This is a genomic window from Hydrogenophaga sp., from assembly GCF_050250835.1.
Lineage (GTDB): Bacteria > Pseudomonadota > Gammaproteobacteria > Burkholderiales > Burkholderiaceae_C > Hydrogenophaga.
Window position 1 is genome coordinate 76,743 of sequence record NZ_JBFWNX010000006.1, and the last position, 19,130, is coordinate 95,872.

General features: G+C 66.1%; 16 protein-coding genes. 9 read left to right on the top strand and 7 right to left on the bottom strand.

Features of this window, described 5'->3' with window-relative positions; translation table 11 throughout:
* Positions 1-31: 31 nt before the first annotated feature.
* The gene (locus AB7F11_RS09840) at positions 32-541 is read left to right on the top strand and encodes a hypothetical protein (protein WP_428289422.1); all 510 of its coding nucleotides are present in this window, start codon (positions 32-34) and stop codon (positions 539-541) included.
* Here the strand turns inward: AB7F11_RS09840 and AB7F11_RS09845 are convergent.
* The 7 genes from AB7F11_RS09845 to urtA all read right to left on the bottom strand — a co-directional run bounded on the left by AB7F11_RS09845 (position 535) and on the right by urtA (position 7,391).
* A complete protein-coding gene (locus tag AB7F11_RS09845; protein WP_428289423.1) occupies positions 535-876 on the bottom strand; it encodes an FmdB family zinc ribbon protein in 342 nt (113 codons plus the stop codon). The genes AB7F11_RS09840 and AB7F11_RS09845 overlap by 7 nt on opposite strands.
* 114 nt (positions 877-990) lie before the next feature.
* Entirely contained in the window at positions 991-2,217 is a 1,227-nt protein-coding gene (gene fmdA / locus AB7F11_RS09850; RefSeq protein WP_428289424.1) for a formamidase, read from the bottom strand.
* A gap of 42 nt (positions 2,218-2,259) precedes the next feature.
* The gene (gene urtE / locus AB7F11_RS09855; RefSeq protein ID WP_428289425.1) at positions 2,260-2,949 is read right to left on the bottom strand and encodes an urea ABC transporter ATP-binding subunit UrtE; all 690 of its coding nucleotides are present in this window, start codon (positions 2,947-2,949) and stop codon (positions 2,260-2,262) included.
* A 10-nt stretch (positions 2,950-2,959) separates the two neighbouring features.
* Positions 2,960-3,703, bottom strand: coding sequence for an urea ABC transporter ATP-binding protein UrtD (gene urtD, locus AB7F11_RS09860; protein ID WP_428289426.1), 744 nt, complete (start codon positions 3,701-3,703; stop codon positions 2,960-2,962).
* A 10-nt stretch (positions 3,704-3,713) separates the two neighbouring features.
* Entirely contained in the window at positions 3,714-4,919 is a 1,206-nt protein-coding gene (gene urtC / locus AB7F11_RS09865) for an urea ABC transporter permease subunit UrtC (protein ID WP_428289427.1), read from the bottom strand.
* Between the two features lie 37 nt (positions 4,920-4,956).
* On the bottom strand, positions 4,957-5,871 hold the full coding sequence (gene urtB, locus AB7F11_RS09870; protein ID WP_428289428.1) for an urea ABC transporter permease subunit UrtB: 915 nt from the start codon (positions 5,869-5,871) through the stop codon (positions 4,957-4,959).
* Positions 5,872-6,113: 242 nt separating this feature from the next.
* A complete protein-coding gene (gene urtA / locus AB7F11_RS09875) occupies positions 6,114-7,391 on the bottom strand; it encodes an urea ABC transporter substrate-binding protein (protein ID WP_428299982.1) in 1,278 nt (425 codons plus the stop codon).
* A gap of 147 nt (positions 7,392-7,538) precedes the next feature.
* On the opposite strand from urtA, the gene AB7F11_RS09880 reads away from it, so the two are divergent.
* The 8 genes from AB7F11_RS09880 to AB7F11_RS09915 all read left to right on the top strand — a co-directional run bounded on the left by AB7F11_RS09880 (position 7,539) and on the right by AB7F11_RS09915 (position 19,125).
* Positions 7,539-10,964, top strand: a complete 3,426-nt coding sequence (locus AB7F11_RS09880) for a hybrid sensor histidine kinase/response regulator (RefSeq protein ID WP_428289430.1) — start codon at positions 7,539-7,541, stop codon at positions 10,962-10,964.
* Positions 10,945-11,877, top strand: a complete 933-nt coding sequence (locus AB7F11_RS09885; protein ID WP_428289431.1) for a response regulator — start codon at positions 10,945-10,947, stop codon at positions 11,875-11,877. The genes AB7F11_RS09880 and AB7F11_RS09885 overlap by 20 nt, the downstream gene beginning before the upstream one ends.
* Before the next feature lie 221 nt (positions 11,878-12,098).
* Positions 12,099-13,694: a sigma-54 interaction domain-containing protein gene (locus tag AB7F11_RS09890; RefSeq protein WP_428290717.1), complete on the top strand. Its 1,596-nt coding sequence runs from the start codon at positions 12,099-12,101 to the stop codon at positions 13,692-13,694.
* Between the two features lie 382 nt (positions 13,695-14,076).
* The gene (locus AB7F11_RS09895; RefSeq protein ID WP_428300737.1) at positions 14,077-14,880 is read left to right on the top strand and encodes an alpha/beta fold hydrolase; all 804 of its coding nucleotides are present in this window, start codon (positions 14,077-14,079) and stop codon (positions 14,878-14,880) included.
* Between the two features lie 233 nt (positions 14,881-15,113).
* Positions 15,114-16,004 (top strand): sulfurtransferase, encoded by an 891-nt coding sequence (locus AB7F11_RS09900; protein WP_428290719.1) that lies wholly within the window; start codon positions 15,114-15,116, stop codon positions 16,002-16,004.
* 36 nt (positions 16,005-16,040) lie between these two features.
* Positions 16,041-16,610, top strand: a complete 570-nt coding sequence (locus AB7F11_RS09905; RefSeq protein ID WP_428290720.1) for an OsmC family protein — start codon at positions 16,041-16,043, stop codon at positions 16,608-16,610.
* A 92-nt stretch (positions 16,611-16,702) separates the two neighbouring features.
* Positions 16,703-17,842 (top strand): acyl-CoA dehydrogenase family protein, encoded by a 1,140-nt coding sequence (locus AB7F11_RS09910; RefSeq protein WP_428299981.1) that lies wholly within the window; start codon positions 16,703-16,705, stop codon positions 17,840-17,842.
* Entirely contained in the window at positions 17,839-19,125 is a 1,287-nt protein-coding gene (locus AB7F11_RS09915; RefSeq protein WP_428290722.1) for an FAD-dependent oxidoreductase, read from the top strand. Before AB7F11_RS09910 ends, AB7F11_RS09915 begins: the two co-directional genes overlap by 4 nt.
* Positions 19,126-19,130: the final 5 nt, after the last annotated feature.

A 19,130-nucleotide genomic window follows, 5' to 3' on the forward strand; every position in this document is an offset into this window, starting at 1 on the left:
AGAATCTGCTGCACAAGAGGAGACAACCCATATGCGAACCGCGAACGCGATGCTGGCGAGCGCGATCCTGCTGGCGACCGTGGCAGCCGAGTCCCACGCGTCGCTGGACGGGCATCCGTCGGTCACCCAGTACCTGTCGAACGACGCACCTTTCGTCGTCTTTGGCGTGACGCCCACCAGCCTGGGTGAAACCTCGTCCCGCCTCACGCTCACCTTCATCGCCACCGACCCGCTGGAGCAGGTCAACGTGTTTCCCTTCGTGCGCCGCACCCCCGACGGGCCGGCACGCCTGCGACCACATGTGGCCTGCGGTCCACGGGACCCGGGGTCGTGGGACTGCCACATTCCCGTGGCCGACCTGCTGCGCGGCCTGGCGGACGGCGGTGGTGAACTCGGACTGCGCATCGAAGCCCACGGCGACCTGAAAGAACGCCGCCAGCACAGCACCGTGATCGTCACCATCCCGGTGCGCCAGCTGCCCGCCGCCGATGGGCCACTGGTGCGTGCGGGGACCGGTGTTCGACCCCGACGCGCTCAGTGACTGATCATCCAGGGGCGTTTGCTGGGGAAGGCTTTGGCGCCGTTCGATGCCGTCACCGTGGCCTTGCTGCGGCTGGTGCTGCAGCAGCCGCAGCCGGCCGGGTGCTTCAGGCGCGCGTAGTCGCCCGAGCGTTTGGGCTCATGCCGCGCCCGCTCGTTCACGCCCATGGCCGAGCGGGTGCCGCTGTCCATGAGCGCCAGGCGCGGCGCGGTCACAAACACGCGCGCCGAAGCCGTGCCGCAGTCCGGACAGGTCGCGGGCTCGTTGCGTTCGTTCAAAGAGCGGAACGCATCGAAACCGCCGCAGGACGGGCAGTCGTAGTCGTAGGTCGGCATATTCAAGCTCCTTGGTTCGCGTGTCTTCGCCAGCGCGCACCACGGAACCGGCTTTGCCGGGCCGTAGGTGTGGCCCCCTAGAGGGGGTGACGCGAAGCGGCGCGGGGGTGGAATTTACTTGTCGGGGGACAAAGGCATCTGGATCGAACCGTCGATGTGCTTGATCGGGCCACTCGCGTTGGGGTTGATGTCGAAGTCGAAGATCTGTGTGGGCAGCCACAGCGTGGCGCAGGCGTTGGGCACGTCCACCACGCCGCTGATGTGGCCCTGCACCGGCGCCGTGCCCAGGATGGAATAGGCCTGCGCGCCCGAGTAGCCGAACTTCTTCAGGTACTCGATGGCGTTCAGGCACGCCTGGCGGTAGGCCACGTTCACGTCGAGGTAGTACTGCTTGCCACTCTCGTCGACGCTGATGCCTTCGAAGATGACGTAGTCGTTGTAGGTGGGCGTGATCGGGCTGGGCTTGAAGATCGGGTTCTTGATGCCGTACTTGGCCATGCCGCCCTTGATGAGCGTGACCTTCATGTGTACCCAGCCAGCCATTTCGATGGCGCCGCAAAAAGTGATCTCGCCATCGCCCTGGCTGAAGTGCAGGTCACCCACGGAAAGGCCCGCGCCTTCCACGTAGACCGGGAAGAACACCTTGGCGCCGCGCGAGAGGTCCTTGATGTCGCAGTTGCCGCCGTGTTCGCGTGGCGGTACGGTGCGTGCGCCTTCGGCGGCGGCCTTGTCCCGCGCGGCGCCGGTCATCTTGCCCATGTGGGCGGTGCCGGCGAACGGCGGGTTGGCCAGGCCGCTGGTGGCGGGATCGGAGTCGATCAGCGCCTGCTCGCGCTCGTTCCACATGGCCAGCATCTTGGGGTCGGGCAGGCAGCCGATCAGGCCGGGGTGGATCAGGCCGGCGTACTTCACGCCGGGCACGTGGCGCGAGCTGGTGAACATGCCGTGGAAGTCCCAGATGGACTTCTGCGCCTGCGGGAAATGCTCGGTGAGGAAACCGCCACCATTCTTCTTGCTGAAGAATCCGTTGAAGCCCCACAGGCTGTCTTCCTTGGCGCCGATGTCGAGCAGGTCCACCACCAGCAGGTCGCCCGGCTCGGCGCCCTTCACGCCCACCGGACCGCTGAGGTAGTGCACCGTGGTCAGGTCGATGTCGCGCACGTCGTCGGCGCTGTCGTTGTTCTTGATGAAGCCGCCGGTCCAGTCGAAGGTTTCCAGGATGAATTCGTCACCCGGCTTGACCCAGCAGGCCATGGGAATGTCGGGGTGCCAGCGGTTGTGGATGTTCTCGTTTTCCAGCGGTGACTTCGTGAGGTCGACCTTGATCAGGGTTTCGGCCATGGCGTGTTGCTCCTTCGATGGTGGACAGGGAAAGGGTGGGGATCAGACAGACAGGTAGGACTTGATGCGCTGCTGGTCGGTGTCGCCGCGCTCGGTCTCATGCACAAGGCGGCCGCCCTCGATGACGAACAGGCGGTCGGCCACATCCATGGCGAACGAGAGCACCTGCTCGGAGACCACGATGGTGATCTTTCGCATCTTGCGGATCTCGTTGAGCGCCCTGGCGATGTCCTTGATGATGGACGGCTGGATGCCTTCAGTGGGCTCATCAAGCAGCAGCACCTTGGGGTTGGTGACGAGCGCGCGCGCGATGGCGAGCTGCTGCTGCTGACCGCCCGAGAGGTTGCCGCCCTTGCGCCGGCGCATGTCCCACAGCACCGGGAACAGCGCGTAGATCTCTTCCGGAATGGTGCGATCCCTCGCGTTCTCCAGGCCGGTCTGGATGTTCTCCTCCACCGTGAGCGTGGGGAAGATCATGCGGCCCTGCGGCACGTAGGCCAGGCCTTTGGCCACACGGCGAAAACTCTCGTCGTGGGTCACGTCCTGGCCGGCCAGCAAGACGTGGCCGGTCTTGGTGGGCAGCACGCCCATGAGGCTCTTGAACAGCGTGGTCTTGCCCATGCCATTGCGCCCCATAATGGCCACGCATTCGTTCTCGCGCGTTTCGAAAGAAATGCCGTGCAGCGCCTGGCTCTGGCCGTAGGCGACGACGAGGTCCTTGACTTTCAGCATGGTGTTTCCTTCAGTGGCCGAGGTACACGTCGATCACTTTCGGATCGGCTTGAACTTGATCCATGGGTCCTTCGGCCAGGATCTTTCCCTGGTGCATGACCGTGACCTTGTGGGCGATCTTCTTGACGAAGTCCATGTCGTGCTCGATCACGATCACGGCGCGGTTCTGGCAGATGCGTTGCAGCAGCTCGGCCGTGAGGTCGCGTTCGCGCGCGCTCATGCCGGCAATGGGTTCGTCGAGCATCAGCAGCTCGGGCTCCTGCATCAGCAGCATGCCGATCTCCAGCCACTGCTTCTGCCCGTGCGAGAGCAGGCCGGCTTCGGTTTCGAGTTTGTCCGCCAGGCCGATCTCTTCGGCCACGGATTTCACGCGCGCCTGGATTTCGTCGGTCGCGGTGAAGGCCAGCGCGCCCCAGACCGAGCGCCCGGAGGGGTAGGAGACCTCCAGGTTCTGGAACACCGAGAGGTTTTCGTAGATCGACGGCGTCTGAAACTTGCGGCCGATGCCCAGACGCACCCGCTTGTGTTCCGGAATCTGGATGATCTCGGCGTTCTTGAACTTGATGCTGCCAGCGCTGGCCTTGGTCTTGCCGCAGATCAGGTCCAGCAGCGTGGTCTTGCCCGCGCCGTTGGGGCCAATGATCACGCGCAGCTCGTTCTTGTCGATGTAGAGCGTGAGGTCGTCGATGGCCTTGAAGCCGTCGAAGGAGACGGTGAGGTCTTCCACGGAAAGGGCGAAGTCGGTGTTGCTCATGTCGTGCTCCTCAGACGCTCTGGCCGCTGGTGCCTTCGGGCAGCTTCACGGTGGTCGTGGGCGGCTGCTTCATCATGGGCGCGTGGGGTGGTGGCGAGGGCGGCTGGGGCCGCGAGGCCGAGGCGTCGCGCAGCGCGGCGCGGCGGCCCTTCCACCAGGGCACGATGCGCTCTTCCCACACGCCGGCCAGCCCCATGGGGAAGGCCATGGTCACACCGATGAAGAGGCCGGCCATGAGGAACAGCCAGAGGTCGGGGAAGCTCTCGGAAAAGAAGGTCTTGCCGGCGTTCACCAGCAGCGTGCCGTAGACCGCACCCACCAGGCTCATGCGCCCGCCCACGGCGGCGTAGATCACCATTTCGATCGAGGGCACGATGCCGACGAAGCTCGGCGACATGAAGCCCACCTGCAGCGTGAAGAGCGCGCCACCGATGCCGGAGAGCGCCGCCGCCAGGCAGAACACGAAGATGCGGAAGTCGGCCACGTCGTAACCGGAGAAGCGCACGCGATCTTCCTTGTCGCGCATGGCCAGCAACAGCGTGCCGAGTTTGCTGGTCTGGATCCAGCGGCACACCACCATCGAGAGCACCAGCATGCCAACGCAGATGTAGTAAAGGATGTACTTGGCGCTGTCGGTGCGGGTGTCCCAGCCCAGCAGCGTCTTGAGGTCGGTCATGCCGTTCACGCCGCCGGTGAAGCCCTGCTGGCCGATGATGGCCACCGTCAGGATGAGCGCCACCGCCTGCGTGATGATGGCAAAGTACACGCCGCCCACCCGGCGCTTGAACATGGCAAAACTGATGAGCCAGGCCAGCAGCGTGGGCACGACGATGACGGCCGCCAGTGCAAACGGAAAGCTCTTGAACGGCACCCAGAAGGTGGGCAGCTCGGTGATCTGGTTCCAGTCCATGAAGTCCGGGATGCCGGGCGTGGACTGGATCTTGGTGCTCTCGGGGTCAGAGGCCTCCAGCTTGAGAAACATGGCCATGGCGTAGCCGCCCAGGCCGAAGAACACGCCCTGGCCCAGGCTGAGAACGCCGCCATAGCCCCAGAGCATCACCAGGCCGATGGCGACGAACGCGTAGGTGAGGTATTTGCCCACCAGGTTGAGACGGAAGATGTCGAGGCTGAGCGGCAACACCACCGCCAGCAACAACGTCAGCAGCACCAGGCTGGCGAGCTGGTAGCGAAGGATCCAGGCTTTCAGGGCGTTCATGACAAGACTCCGTGATTCAGATTCGATTCGGCGCGACTCATCGACGGACCTTGGAGGCGAACAGGCCTTGCGGGCGCATCATCAGGATCACCACGATGAGCGAGAGCGTGAGCATCTTGGCCATGGAGCCGGCCATGAAGAATTCACTGATCGACTGTGTCTGCGCGATACCGAAGGCGGAGACCACGGTGCCCAGCAGGCTGGCAGCGCCGCCGAAGGTGACGACCAGGAACGCATCGACGATGTAGAGCGAGCCCGAGGTGGGGCCGGTGGAGCCGATGGTGGTGAAAGCCGCACCGGCCACGCCAGCAATGCCGCAGCCAATGGCAAAGGTGAGGCGGTCGGTCTTCCTGGTGTCGATGCCGGTGGCGTTGGCCATCACGCGGTTGCTCACGGTGGCGCGCACCCGCAAACCCCAGCGGCTCTTGTGCAGGGCAATCAGCACGCCGCCGGTGACCACCGCCGTGAGGGCGAGCACGAACATGCCGTTGATGGGAATGTCCAGGCCCTCGGCGGGCGCCCAGGAGCCCAGCAGCCAGTCGGGCAGCGTGGGGCTCACTTCTTTCGGGCCGATGAAGGTGCGAAAGCATTGCTGCATGGCCAGGCTGATGCCCCAGGTGGCGAGCAGCGTGTCCAGCGGGCGCTTGTAGAGATGTCGGATCAGTGCCCATTCAACGAACCAGCCAGCGGCGAAGGCGAACACAAAGGCCGCGACGATGGCGAATGGAAAGTAGGCGGCCACGGCGCCGGGACTGATGGAGTTGGCGAGCGTGGAACCCAGAAAGATGGTGTAGGCGCCGATGGTCATGAACTCGCCGTGCGCCATGTTGATCACACCCATCTGCCCGAAGATGATGGCCAGGCCCAGCCCCATGAGCAGCAGCACCGCGAACAGGCTCAGGCCCGCGAAGCCCTGCATCAGGCCGATGTTGAGCAGGTCGTTGAAACTCATGTCGGATCTCCTGCGCGCCGTGCAGGCACATCCCGTTCACCCTGAGCTTGTCCTTCGACAGGCTCAGGACGATCGGAACCTTGGGCGATCCGGGGGTGGAGGGGCTTCGACAGGCTCAGCCCGAACGGAGTGAGGCTCAGCCCGAACGTCAACGGGCTCGACTCCAACAGGTTTCGATTCATCTCGGATCTCCAAGGCAAAGGGACGCACCGCGGCGCACGCGCGCCGCGGTGGGGGTGGGCTTACTGGTAGCCTTTCGGGAACGGATCCGGCTTGATCAGGTCGGGCGATTCAGACACCACCTTGAACGTTGCGTCCGGCATGCCCATGGCGATGCGCGACTTGCTCCAGAGGTGGTGGTTCGGATCAAGCTTCACGTAGCCTTCGGGTGCGGTCTTGAGCTCGATGCCGGTGCGCGATGCGGCCACGACCTTGTCCACGTCGAAGCTCTTGGCCTTCTCCACCGCGGCCTTCCACAGCCAGGGACCGAGGTAGCCGGCCTGGGTCACGTCGCCAATCACGGCGTCCTTGCCGTACTTGGCCTTGAAAGCGGCCACGAACTTCTTGTTGTTCTCGTTGTCGAGCGACTGGAAGTACTTCATCGACGAGTAGAAGCCCTGGAAGTTTTCACCGCCCACGCCGGTCATTTCGTCCTCGGTCACCGAGAGGGTCACCAGCAGTTGCTTGTCGCCGGTGATGCCGGCGGCCTTCAATGCCTTGTAGAAGGCCACGTTGGAGCCACCGACCACGGCGGCAAAGATGCAGTCGGGCTTCTGCAGCTTGATCTTGTTCATCAGCGAGCCGAAGTTGGTGCTGCCCAGCGGGTAGTACTCCTCGACGACGACCTTGCCCTTCTGGAAGTTCTCGATGTGCTTGCGCGCGATCTTCATGGAGGTTCGCGGCCAGATGTAGTCGGAGCCGATCAGGAAGAAGGTCTTGGCTTTCTTCTCCTTCTGCGCCCAGTCCAGGCTGTACAGAATCTGCTGTGTGGCTTCCTGGCCGGTGTAGATCACGTTCTTCGATTGCTCCAGGCCTTCGTAGAAGGTGGGGTAGTACAGCAGGCCGTTTTCCTTCTCGAACACCGGCAGCACGGCCTTGCGCGAGGCGCTGGTCCAGCAACCGAACACGGCGGCACAGCGGTCGTTGATCAGCAGCTTCTTGGATTTTTCCGCGAAGGTCGGCCAGTCGGAGGCACCGTCTTCCTTGATCACCTTGATCTTGCGACCCAGGATGCCGCCCATGGCGTTGATCTCGTCGATGGCCAGTTGCTCGGCCTGGATGGATCCCGTTTCCGAAATCGCCATGGTGCCGGTGGAGGAGTGCAACTGACCGACGGTGACTTCGGTGTCGGTCACAGCCAGCTTGGTGGTGTTGACCTGCGCGGTGGGCTGGCCGAAGCTCCAGGCGGGCAGACCGGCCAGGCCGGCGGCGCCCAGCATCTGCAGCACGCGGCGGCGGCTGGCTTCCGGCGTTTCAAGGGTCTCAAACGACTGGGCATTCGGATCGGAGGGGTTTTTCATGAAGGACTCCTGGACGGTTGGGAGGGTGAGAACGGCAGCGCGCCGACTGGGTTGAAGACTAGGGAAAACACCCCCCGGGTCCCATACGTCAAATAACGTAGAGCCCGCCTCTGGCCGGTGGGGACGGTTCTTGCTAGCGTCCATGGCATGCCCTCTTCCGAGTCCGCCACGCCCGTGGCCACCCAGAAAATCTTCCGGTTCCGCCGGGAATACAACTCGTGGGTGGCCGACGAGACCATGGAGGACTACGCGCTGCGCTACACGCCGCGCAGCTTCCGCAAATGGAGCGAATGGCGCGTGGCCAACACGGCGTTCGGCTCGCTGTCGTTCCTGGCGCTGGAGGCGATTGGCGGCGCCATTGCGGTGAACTACGGTTTTGCCAACGCGATGTGGGCGATCCTGGTGGTGGGCGCGATCATCTTTTTCACCGGCTTGCCGATTGCCTACTACGCCGCGCGCTACGGGCTGGACATGGATCTGCTCACGCGCGGCGCGGGCTTCGGCTACCTGGGCTCCACCATCACGTCGCTGATCTACGCGATGTTCACTTTCATCTTCTTCGCGCTGGAGGCGGTGATCATGGCGCTGGCGCTGCAGATGGCCACCGACTGGCCACTGCCGCTGTGCTATCTGATCTCGGCGGTGGTGGTGATTCCGCTGGCCATGCGTGGCATCACGCTCATTTCGCGCCTGCAGGCGTGGACGCAGCCGCTGTACCTGTTTCTGCTGCTGCTGCCGTTTGTGTGGATCGCGCTCTCGCAGCCGCAGATGTACCGCGATTTTTCCAGCCTCACCGGCCTGCGCTCGGGCAGCAATGATTTTCAGCCACTGATGTTCGGCGCGGCGGCGGCGGTGATCTTCTCGCTGGTGGTGCAGATCGGCGAGCAGGTGGATTTTCTGCGCTTCATGCCCGAGCGCACGCGCCAGAACCGCGTGCGCTGGTGGCTGGCGGTCCTCATCCCCGGGCCGGGCTGGATCGTCATGGGCATGCTCAAGATGACAGGCGGCGCCTTCCTGGCGTTTGCCGCCATGCAGTTCGAGGTGGCGCCCGAGCGAACCGCCGAACCCACGCAGATGTTCCTGGCCGGCTTCACCGAGGCGGTGGGCCATCCGGGCCTGGCGGTGCTCATGACGGTGGTGTTCGTGATCCTGGCGCAGATCAAGATCAACGTGACCAATGCCTATGCCGGCTCACTGGCCTGGTCGAACTTCTTTGCGCGGGTGACGCACAGCCACCCTGGTCGCGTGGTGTGGCTGGTGTTCAACGTGGCCATTGCCACGCTGCTGATGCTGCTGGGCGTGTTCGCGGGCATCGAGAAGGTGCTGGGCGTCTACAGCAATGTGGCCATTGCCTGGGTGGGCGCGCTGGTGGCCGACCTGATCATCAACAAGCCGCTGGGCCTCAGCCCCAGGGGCATCGAGTTCCGGCGTGCGCACCTCTACGACTTCAACCCCGTGGGCATGGGTTCCATGATCATTGCCGCACTGGTGGCCAGCGTGGCCTACACGGGTGTGATGGGCGAAGAGGCTGCCGCATTTTCTCCGTTCATCGCACTCGGCCTGGCGCTGCTGCTCGCGCCTCTGCTGGCGTGGGTCACCAAAGGCCGCTACTACCTGGCGCGCACGCCATCGGCCGAATGGAAGCCGGGCGAGGTGGTGCGCTGCGCGGTGTGCCAGAACCAGTTTGAATCGGAAGACATGGCGAGTTGCCCAGCCTACCGCGCGCCCATCTGCTCGCTGTGCTGCTCGCTCGAATCGCGCTGCCACGACCGCTGCAAGACCAACTCGCGCGCCATCGACCAGGTGCGCGCGTTGCTCACCGCCGTGCTGCCGCGCGGCCTGGCGGTGCGCGTGAACTTCCGCGCCGGCCAGTTCCTCACGGTGTGGCTGTCCATCAGCGCGATCATGGCCGTTCTGATCGGCATGGTGTACGCGCAGGAGAGCCTGCATGCGCCGGCCGAAACCCTGCAACTGCCCTTCCTCAAGATCTACGCCTTCCTGGTGCCGTTCGCGGCGGTGTGCTCGTGGTGGGTGGTGCTCACCACCGACAGCCGGCGCATGGCGCAGGACGAATCCGAACGCCAGACGCAGTTGCTGATGCTGGAAATCGACGCGCACAAGCGAACCGACGCCGAACTGCAGTCGGCCCGCGACCGCGCCGAGGCCGCCAGCCAGGCCAAGACGCGCCACGTGGCCGGCATGACGCATGAGCTGCGCACGCCGCTTACCAGCATCCTGGGCTATGCGCAGATTCTGCTGAAGAACAGCGACATCTCGGTGTGGGTGCGCGAGACCATCGCCACCATGCAGCGCAGCGGCCAGCACATGCACACCCTTATCGACGGTTCGCTGGACCTCGCGCGCATCGAGGCCGGGCGCCTGCGGCTCGACCCGGTGCCGCTCCCGCTGGGCCAGTTGCTCGAAGACGTGGAACGCATGATCCGCCCGCAGGCCGAGGCCAAGGGCCTCAAGTTCACGGTGCACCGCGAAGGCGAGTTGCCGGCCTGGGTGCGAGCCGATGCCAAGCGCATGCGTCAGATCCTCATCAACCTGCTCAGCAACGCGGTTCGCTTCACCGACAAGGGCGAAGTGACCTTGAAGCTCGATTTTCGCCAGCAGGTGGCGCGCATTGACGTGGTGGACACCGGCATCGGCATCGCAGCGCAGGACCAGAAGCGCATCTTCCTGCCGTTCGAGCGCGGCAGCGCGGGGCGGCGCGCCAGCGATTCCGGCACCGGGCTGGGCCTGACCATCACGCACCTGCTCACCGACATGATGGGCGGCGAACTGCTGTTGAAGAGCAAGCCCGGGCACGGCAGCACCTTCTCGCTGCGCCTGTACCTGCCGCCCATTCCATCCGACCCCAAGCACCCGCTGCCGATACCCTCGACCCTGCGCGCGGTCACCGGCTACCTGGGCGAACGCCGCACGGTGCTGGTGGTGGACGACCAGCCGCTGCACCGCCAGTTGCTGGCCAGCATCCTGATGCCGCTGGGCTTCGTGGTGCGCGAGGCCGCCAGCGGGCAGGAATGCCTGGAGATCATCGAACAGCATCCCCCCGACCTGCTGCTGCTGGACCTGACGATGGACGGGCTCGACGGCTGGCAGACCGCTGAAGCGGTGCGCAAGCTTCTGCCTGCTTCTCGCCTGCCCATCGTGTTCGTTTCGGCCAACCTCATCGACAACCAGCCCGACGAATTCAAGGACCTCGACTACCAGGGGTTCGTGGCCAAGCCCATGACCGAGTCCGAGCTGCTGGACGCATTGCGCCAGGCTCTGGCGCTGGACTGGGTGACCGAACAGGCCCCCGTGGTGGCGACCGAGAGCGTGGCCCGCCAGCGCGTGAGCGGCCTGCCACTGCCCGAAGCGCTGCGCGAAGAGCTTCAGCGGCTGGCGCGGCAAGGCCAGGCCGCCGCGCTGCGCCAGCGCCTGTGGCTGGCGCAAGGCGCCGAGCCCGCGCACGCCGCCACATTGGCGCTGCTGCAATCCTGCGCAGACCGTTTCGACTTTCAAACCCTGATCGAATACCTCAGGGACACCGAGGAACTCCCGGATGACGACGCCCTGGTCTGAAACCGTTCCCCCAGACACCCTTGCCACGCTTGCCACCCAACCGGTGATCCTGGTGGTTGACGATTCGCTGGACACCCTGCGCATGCTGGGCGACGCGCTCGTGGCCGAAGGCTACGTGGTGCTCGCTGCGCGCGACGCCGCCGAAGCGCTGGAGCGGTTCGAGATGGCGATTCCCGACGGCGTGTTGCTGGACGCGGTGATGCCCGGCATGGACGGCTTCGACCTGTGCCAGCGCATCAAGGCCACGCCCGCCTGGTCCCACGTGCCGGTGGTGTTCATGACTGGCCTGTCCGACAGCGAACCCATCCTGCGCGGCTTCGCCAGTGGCGGCGTGGACTACGTCGTCAAGCCGCTGCGCATTCCCGAGGTGATGGCGCGCCTGGCCACGCACGTGCGCAACGCCCGCGTGGCGCGGCTGGCGCAGGAAGCCGTCGACGTGGCCGGGCTGGGCAGCGTGGTGCTGGACTCACTGGGCCGCATGGCCTGGCGATCGCCCCAGGCCATGGTGTGGCTCGAGCGCGCATTCGGCAGCGGTACCTCGGCCCTGGAACAGGCCGCGCAATGGCTGGCGACCGCTCGCCGCGAAGGCACCGCCACCTGCGACCGTGACCAGGGCCGCCTGCTCGCCCGCCACCTCGGCCAGGGCAGCCTGGGCGAATCCATGTTGCTGCTGAGCTGGAGCCCGCTGGAAAACGCCGCCGCCCAGCGCCTGCGCGACGTCGCCCTGACCCCGCGCGAAACCGAGGTGCTCTCCTGGCTCGCCAAAGGCAAGACCAACCGCGACATCGCCGACATCCTGGGCATGAGCCACCGCACGGTGAACAAGCACCTGGAGCACGTGTTTGAAAAGCTGGGGGTGGAGACGCGGTCGGCGGCGGCGGCGATTGCGGGACGGTTGTTGCCGCAGGAGTAACGAGAGCTCCCCCCTGCGCCGCTGACGCGGCTTCCCCCCCCTCTGGCGCGCCTTCGGCGCTTGGAGGGGGACGACAGCTCGGGCCGGCAGAGCCGGACCCTTGCTGTCTCTGGTGTATGGCTTCTTCACTCCGAAGGCTGTACCTTGCTCCCTCTCCCTCTGGGAGAGGGCTGGGGTGAGGGCCCGCGCCCGCGGGCGCGATGCTTGCTTGCCCCGCGTCCATGCCGCCCCACCGCACCGACCCCGACCCTTCCCCCGGCACCGACTGGCATGCCCAGGAGTTGCTGCTGATGCGCGAGGTGATGAAGCTGGTGGGGCGCAGCCTGGCGCCAGCCTTTGTGTTGCGGGAGATGCTGCACCTGATGAGCGAGTTGCTGGGGCTGAACCGGGGACGGATGGTGCTGGCGAACGAGGCGCCGCTGGGCGGCAAGGTGGGCGAGCGAACGGCGTCCATCCGCCACACCTACGGACTCACGGCCGAGGAGGTGCAGCGCGGCACGTTCCGCTGGGGCGAGGGCATCACCGGGCGGGTGTTGGCCTCGGGCCTGCCGGCCATCGTGCAGGACGTGGACGCAGAGCCGCTGTTTCTCTTTCGCACCGTGCCGCGCGACCGGCTGCCGCCGCAGACGGTGGCCTTCATCGCGTTGCCGATCGACGTGAACGGCGCCACCATCGGCGTGCTGGCCTGCCACCGCATCCGGAGCCGGCAGCGCCATCTGAACGACGACCTGGCGGTGCTGCGCATCCTGGCCACGCTGGCCGGACAGTTGCTGCAGCTCGAACAACTGGTGGCCGAGCAGACGCGCCAGCTCATGGCGCGCAACGCGGCGCTGGCGCGCGCGCTCGACAGCGCGAGCGCACGTTACGGGCTCATAGGCCAGTCGCCCGCGCTGTTGCAGGCGCTGAGCGAGCTGGAACGCGTGTCGCAATCGCAGGCCACGGTGCTGCTGCTGGGCGAGTCGGGCACCGGCAAGGAGCTGTTTGCGCGTGCGGTACACCTGGCCAGCGGACGGCACGACCAGCCTTTCATCAAGGTGAACTGCTCGGCGATTCCGGAGACGCTGTTCGAGTCCGAGCTGTTCGGCTACGAGAAGGGCGCCTTCACCGGCGCGAACGCGGCGCGCGCGGGCTGGTTCGAACAGGCCAACGGCGGCACGATTTTTCTGGACGAGATCGGCGAGCTGCCGCTGGCCCTGCAATCGAAACTGCTGCGGACCTTGCAAGAGGGCACGCTGGTGCGCCTGGGCGGCACGCGCGAACTGAAGGTGAACGTGCGCCTGGTGGCCGCGACCAACCGCGAACTGGCCGCCGAAGTGCAGGCCGGGCGCTTCCGCCAGGACCTGTATTACCGACTCAACGTGATTCCGATCCGCCTGCCCAGCCTGCGCGAGCGCGGCGAGGACATTCGCGCGCTGGCCCTGCACTTCGTGAACCGGGCGAACCAGACGCACCAGCGCAACGTGAACCTGGCCCCCGACGCGCTGGCGCTGCTGCAAGCCCACCCCTGGCCCGGCAACATCCGCGAGCTGGGCAACCTGATCGAACGGCTGGTGCTGCTGGCCGACCACACGCTGGTGACGGCCGAGACGCTGGAGCGTTTCATGCCGGCAACCCCCGGAGCCCCCACAGTGCCGCCGCCCGCGCTGGCTGGCGAGATGGGCCAGGTGCGCGACTACCAGAGCGCTCGCTCGCACAGCCCGCAGACCTTGCAGGATGCGCTGGCGCAGCACCAGGGCAACCAGTCGCGCGCAGCGCAGAGCCTGGGACTCACGTTGCGGCAGTTCAGCTACCGGCTGCGCAAGGCCGGGCTGCGGTGACGGCTGGGGATGAAAGTCTTGTTGAAAGCCAGCGCGCGGGATGTGTGACAGCATCTGCGCCCCTCCCCAAGACTTGACCGAAGCCGCTGTGGCGGGGGAGTGGAGCGGGCCAGTGCGGTGATGGGGATTGATGAGGATTTACCGCGGCCGCCTGCGCTGGAGGCGAATGACAGGGTAGGCGGATAGGGAGCAGGACATTCCTTGGCGAACCAGGCACGCGAGTTCCCTATGTGAACGGCCCATCCGCATCACCTGCATCCCCTCGTCAGGCGCGGCCCCATGCCCGGCGCTGCCGTGCCAGAATGTTTTGATGAGCACTTCAACCTCTTACTTTCTCTCTGAAGCAGACGCCACAAAGGTCGCAACGTATGCTTGGACCGACGTGACTGGCACGCCCGCTGGCGTGGTGCAGATTGCCCACGGACTCGCCGAGCATGGTGAACGCTATGACCGGTTTGCCAAGGCACTGAATGCCGCTGGTTTTGTGGTCCACGCGGTCGACCACCGTGGGCACGGGCGCACTGCCAATAGGCATCTGGGTGACTTTGGCGCCGCTGGTTTTGGTGGACTGATCGCCGATGTGGCCCAGTTTGGCAATGCGCTGCGCGCCCAACATGGCAGCCTTCCGCTGTTTCTGTTCGGGCATTCGATGGGGTCGTTTGCCGCGCAGGCGGCCATCCTCGACCACGCATCGACCTGGTCGGGTGTGGTTCTGTCTGGTTCGACTGCGCTCGACATGCTTGCTGCCGGCATGGCCAGTGCACCGAAAGACGCCCCTGCCGGGCTGGAAGCATTCAATGCGGGGTTTGAACACCGCACAGGATACGAGTGGCTTTCGCGCGATGACGCCGAGGTGGATGCGTACATCGCAGATCCCTGGTGTGGGTGGGATGTGCCAGACGATGTGATTCCTTCACTGTTCGCCCCGGCCGCCCGCCTGGCGGACCCGACGGTGCTGGCGGGCATCCGCCACGACCTGCCTCTCCTGATCGCTTCCGGCGACGCTGACCCGCTCGCGGGAGGCGGTTCACTGATCCAGTTGCTGGGGCAGCGCTACCGAGACGCAGGCATCGCCGATGTGACGGTCAAGCTGTACCCGGCCGCTCGGCACGAAATCCTCAACGAGACCATCCGTGATGAGGTGACTGCCGACATGGTCGCCTGGCTGCACGCCCACGCGGCGTAGCCAACAGCACAGCACCCACTGGATCAACACAGTGTCGACACAGTGTCGACACTGTGTTGATCCAGTGGCGCATGCAAGTCGCCACCGCCACCAACGGGTCCCCAACCAAAACCCAAAAAACTCAACAAATTCAACGCCCTTCACGCTTTGACCCGCGTGCCCACCACCCTGGCACGTTGGTTGCGCTAGAGACCTCAGGCAATCCCGCCTGCCGCCACTTCTGCGAGGTCTCCATGAGCATTGAAGCCACCCTGATCGCCCCCGCCCAGCTTGCTGCCCTGCAGTCGTCCGAGCCTGTCGTGGTCATCGACACGCGCGACGCGGACACCTTTGCCGCCGGCCACATTCCTGGCGCGGTGAACCTGCGCGAGGTGTTCACGTATCTGGCCACCTCCACGCCCGAAGGCCTGCAGGCGCTGAAGGCCACGTTTGCCGAAGCGCTCGGCGCTGCCGGCCTTTCGGGGAAAGAGACGGCGGTGTTCTACGAAGACGCGATGAACAGCGGCTACGGCCAGTCGTGCCGCGGCTACTACCTGCTGACCTGGCTGGGCTACCCGAAGATCAAGGTGCTCAACGGCGGCTTCAGCGCCTGGAAAGCCGCCGGCCTGCCCGTGTCCACCGAGGCTGCCACCCCGGCGCCCGCCACCTTCCCCGAGCTGCCGATGGCCGACGTGATGCTGACCCAGGCCGACGTGCAGGCCGCCCTGGGCACCGACACCGTGCTGCTCGACGTGCGCGACGTGGACGAGTGGATCGGCGACAGTTCGTCGCCCTACGGCAAGGATTTCGCGCCTCGCAAGGGCCGCCTGCCCGGCGCCAAGTGGGTGGAGTGGTACCGCTTCATGAAGCCTTCGGCGCAAGGCCCGGTGTTCAAGACGCCGGACGAGGTGAAAGCCGAATGCGCCACCGCCGGCATTGCGCCCGATGACACGGTGTACCTCTACTGCTTCAAGGGCGCGCGCGCGTCCAACACCTTCCTCGCGCTCAAGCAGGCCGGCTTCAGCGACGTGCGCATGTACTTCGGTTCGTGGAACGAGTGGTCGCGCGACGACAGCCTGCCGATCGAGACCGGCCTGCCGGTGGCGAAGTCCACCCGCAAGCCCAGCCTCGCACTCGCCGCCTGATCTTTCATCGCATCCATTCAACACCCCGGAGACACCATGTCCGCCACCGACACCCTTGAACCCACCAGCCCCGTCACCACCGTGAAGGCCTACCTGCGGCCGATTGACAGCACCGGCCTTGCCGCCTTCGCCGCCAAAGGCAAGGGCAACCCGGCCAGCCGGGGCACCAACAAGGTCCACACCGTGATGGAAGGGCAGTACCGCTCACTCTCGTATGTGGGCCAGCACGCGCCGGTGGTGGTGGACGAACCGCTGCACCTGTTCGGTGAAGACACCGCGCCCGCGCCGGGCGAGATCGTGCTGTCTGGCCTGGGCGGTTGCCTGGCGGTGGGCATCACGGCGGTGGCCACCTGGAAGGGCGTGAAGCTCAGCAAACTGGAGGTGTTTCTGGAAGGCGACATCGGCAACCCCGCCGCGTGGGGTGCCGGTGGCGCGCTGGAGAAGACGCCCCCCGAGATGGGTTTCCAGGCGATCCGCGTGAAGGTGCTGGTGGAAGGCGACGCCACGCGTGAGGTGCTGGACGAGATCGTGCAGCACGCGAACTTCTATTCGCCGGTGGCGAACTCCATGCGCAATCCGATTCCCTTCGAGATTGCGTTGGCCTGAAGGCTTCGATCCTTCGACAGGCTCAGCCCGAACGGGTTTTCTTCCGTTCGCCCTGAGCCTGTCGAAGGGCATCCCCACCCGTAGGAGCTTGAATGAACCCGAACGACCTGCCCCGCGAGCTGACCCAGGAAGACGAGCTGATCGCCGCCGTGCGCGCCGTGGCGCGGGGCCCGCTGGCCGATGTGGTGGAAGCCTGCGACCGCGAGGGCTTCTACCCGCGCAAGGTGCTTCAACAGCTCGGTGCTCTCGGTGCCTTCAGCGCGCACCTGGACGCACCCGTGGGACGCGCCGACTACGGTCTGGCGATCCGCGCCATGGCCGAGGTCTCGCGCGTGTGCGGCGCCACCGGTTTCATGGTGTGGTGCCAGGCGGTGTGCGGCCTGTACATGCAGGCCTCGGGCAACCCGGCGCTCATGGGTGAGGCACTGTCCGCTCACGCCAGCGGGCTCACGCTGGGCGGCACCGGCATGTCCAACCCCATGAAGAGCTACGCCCAGATCGAAAGCCTGCTGCTCAAGGCCACGCCGGTGGAAGGTGGCTACCTCGTCAACGGCAGCCTGCCCTGGGTGAGCAACCTGGGTCCCGACCACGCCTGCGGTGTGCTGGCGGCGGTGATGGACGGCGAACAGCTCGCGGGCCGGGAAGTGATGTTCCTGCTGCGCTGCCATGCACCCGGCGTGGAGCTGCGCGAATGCCCAAGCTTCTCGGCCATGGAGGGCACCGGCACCTACGCGCTGCGCCTCAAGGACGTGTTCATCGGAGCCGACGAGGTGATGGCCGACCCGGCCAAGCCGTACATCGCCCGCATCCGCGCCGCCTTCGTCATGCTCCAGTGCGGCATGGCCGTGGGCGTCACGCAGGGCGCCATTGATTCCATGTGGGCGGTGGAAGCGCAGCTGGGCCACGTGAACCAGTTCCTGGAAGACCGGCCCGACGCGCTGCAGGCCGAGCTGGACACACTCACCGCGCGCGTGATGCGGCTCGCAGAAACGCCGTTCAACCTTTCAGTGGACTTCTTCATCGACGTGCTCGATGCGCGCGCGCACGGCGCCGAGCTCTGCCTGCGCGCGGCGCAGTCGGCGCTGCTGCACCAGGGGGCCCGGGGCTACCTCATGAGCTCCGAGGTGCAGCGCCGCGTGCGCGAGTCGCACTTTGTGGCCATCGTCACGCCGGCCATCAAGCACCTGCGCAAGGAAATGGCGCGGCTGTCTGCCGAGGTGATGCCGTCATGAACACCCTTGAAGCGGGACCGGAGCCCACCCCACCGTTCGGGCTGAGCTTGTCGAAGCCCCCACCCGATGTTGCCGCCTACCTTTCCTACATCTGCGAAGCCTGCGGCTACATCTACAACGAAGCCGACGGCGACCCGGATGGCGGCTTGCCGCCGGGCACGCGATATGCCGACATTCCCGACGACTGGGCCTGCCCGCTGTGCGGCGTGACCAAGGCCGATTTCACGCCCTACACCGCACCCTCGATGGACGCGCTGCGCGCCGGCATGGCCGGCAGCGCGCCGGTGGCCACACGCGGTGACGCGGGTGTGGTCATTGTTGGCGCGGGCCGTGCTGGCTGGCAGATGGCCGAAGCCCTGCGCGCGCTGGACGCCAACCTGCCCATCACCCTGGTGAGCAACTGCGCGGGCGATGTGTACGACAAACCCATGCTGTCCATCGCCATGGCGCGCGGCCTCGCACCCGAATCGCTGGCACGCGAAAGCGGGGCGGCGGCAGCGATCCGCCTCAACGTGCGCCTGCTGGCGAACACGCAGGCCGTGCGCATCTGCCCCGACACCCGCACGCTGCGCACCACGCGCGGCACCCTCAAGTACGAACAACTCGTGCTCGCGCACGGTGCGCAAGCCGCGCTGCCAGCCAGCTTGCCCGCCGCGCTGTGCTGGCGCATCAACCACCTGGCCGCTTACCAGAAGCTGCGCACCGCGCTGGGTGACACCCCGAGAGACGTGGCGATCGTTGGCGCCGGCCTCATCGGCAGCGAACTCGCCAACGACCTCGCACTCGGCGGCCATCGCATCACGCTGCTCGACGTGCAGGCCGCCCCGCTCGCGCGCTGGCCGGCCGAAGCAGCCGGTGCGCCGTTGCTGGAAGCCTGGAAGGACCTCTCCATCCGCTTCGTCGGTGGTGTGCAGGTGGCCGCACTCGAACAGATCGCGGGCCGCTACCGCCTCACCACCGCCTGCGGCCAGCGCTTTGCCGCCGACCAGGTGATCGCCGCTGCCGGCCTGCAGACCCCACCGCGCCTGGCCCAGAGCGCCGGGCTCGTGTGGAACAACGGCATTGCGGTAGAAGCGGGCACGCTGCGCACGAGCGATGAGCACATCCACGCCATGGGCGACTGCATCACCATCGACGGCCAGCCCAGCCGCTTCATCGAACCCATCGCCCGCCAGTCTCGCGCCATTGCGGCGGACATCTGCGGCACGACGCCCGCGCCCTACGAGCCACGCCCGGCGGTGGTGCGGGTCAAGACGACTTCAAGGCCGCTGACGCTGCATTGAGTGGT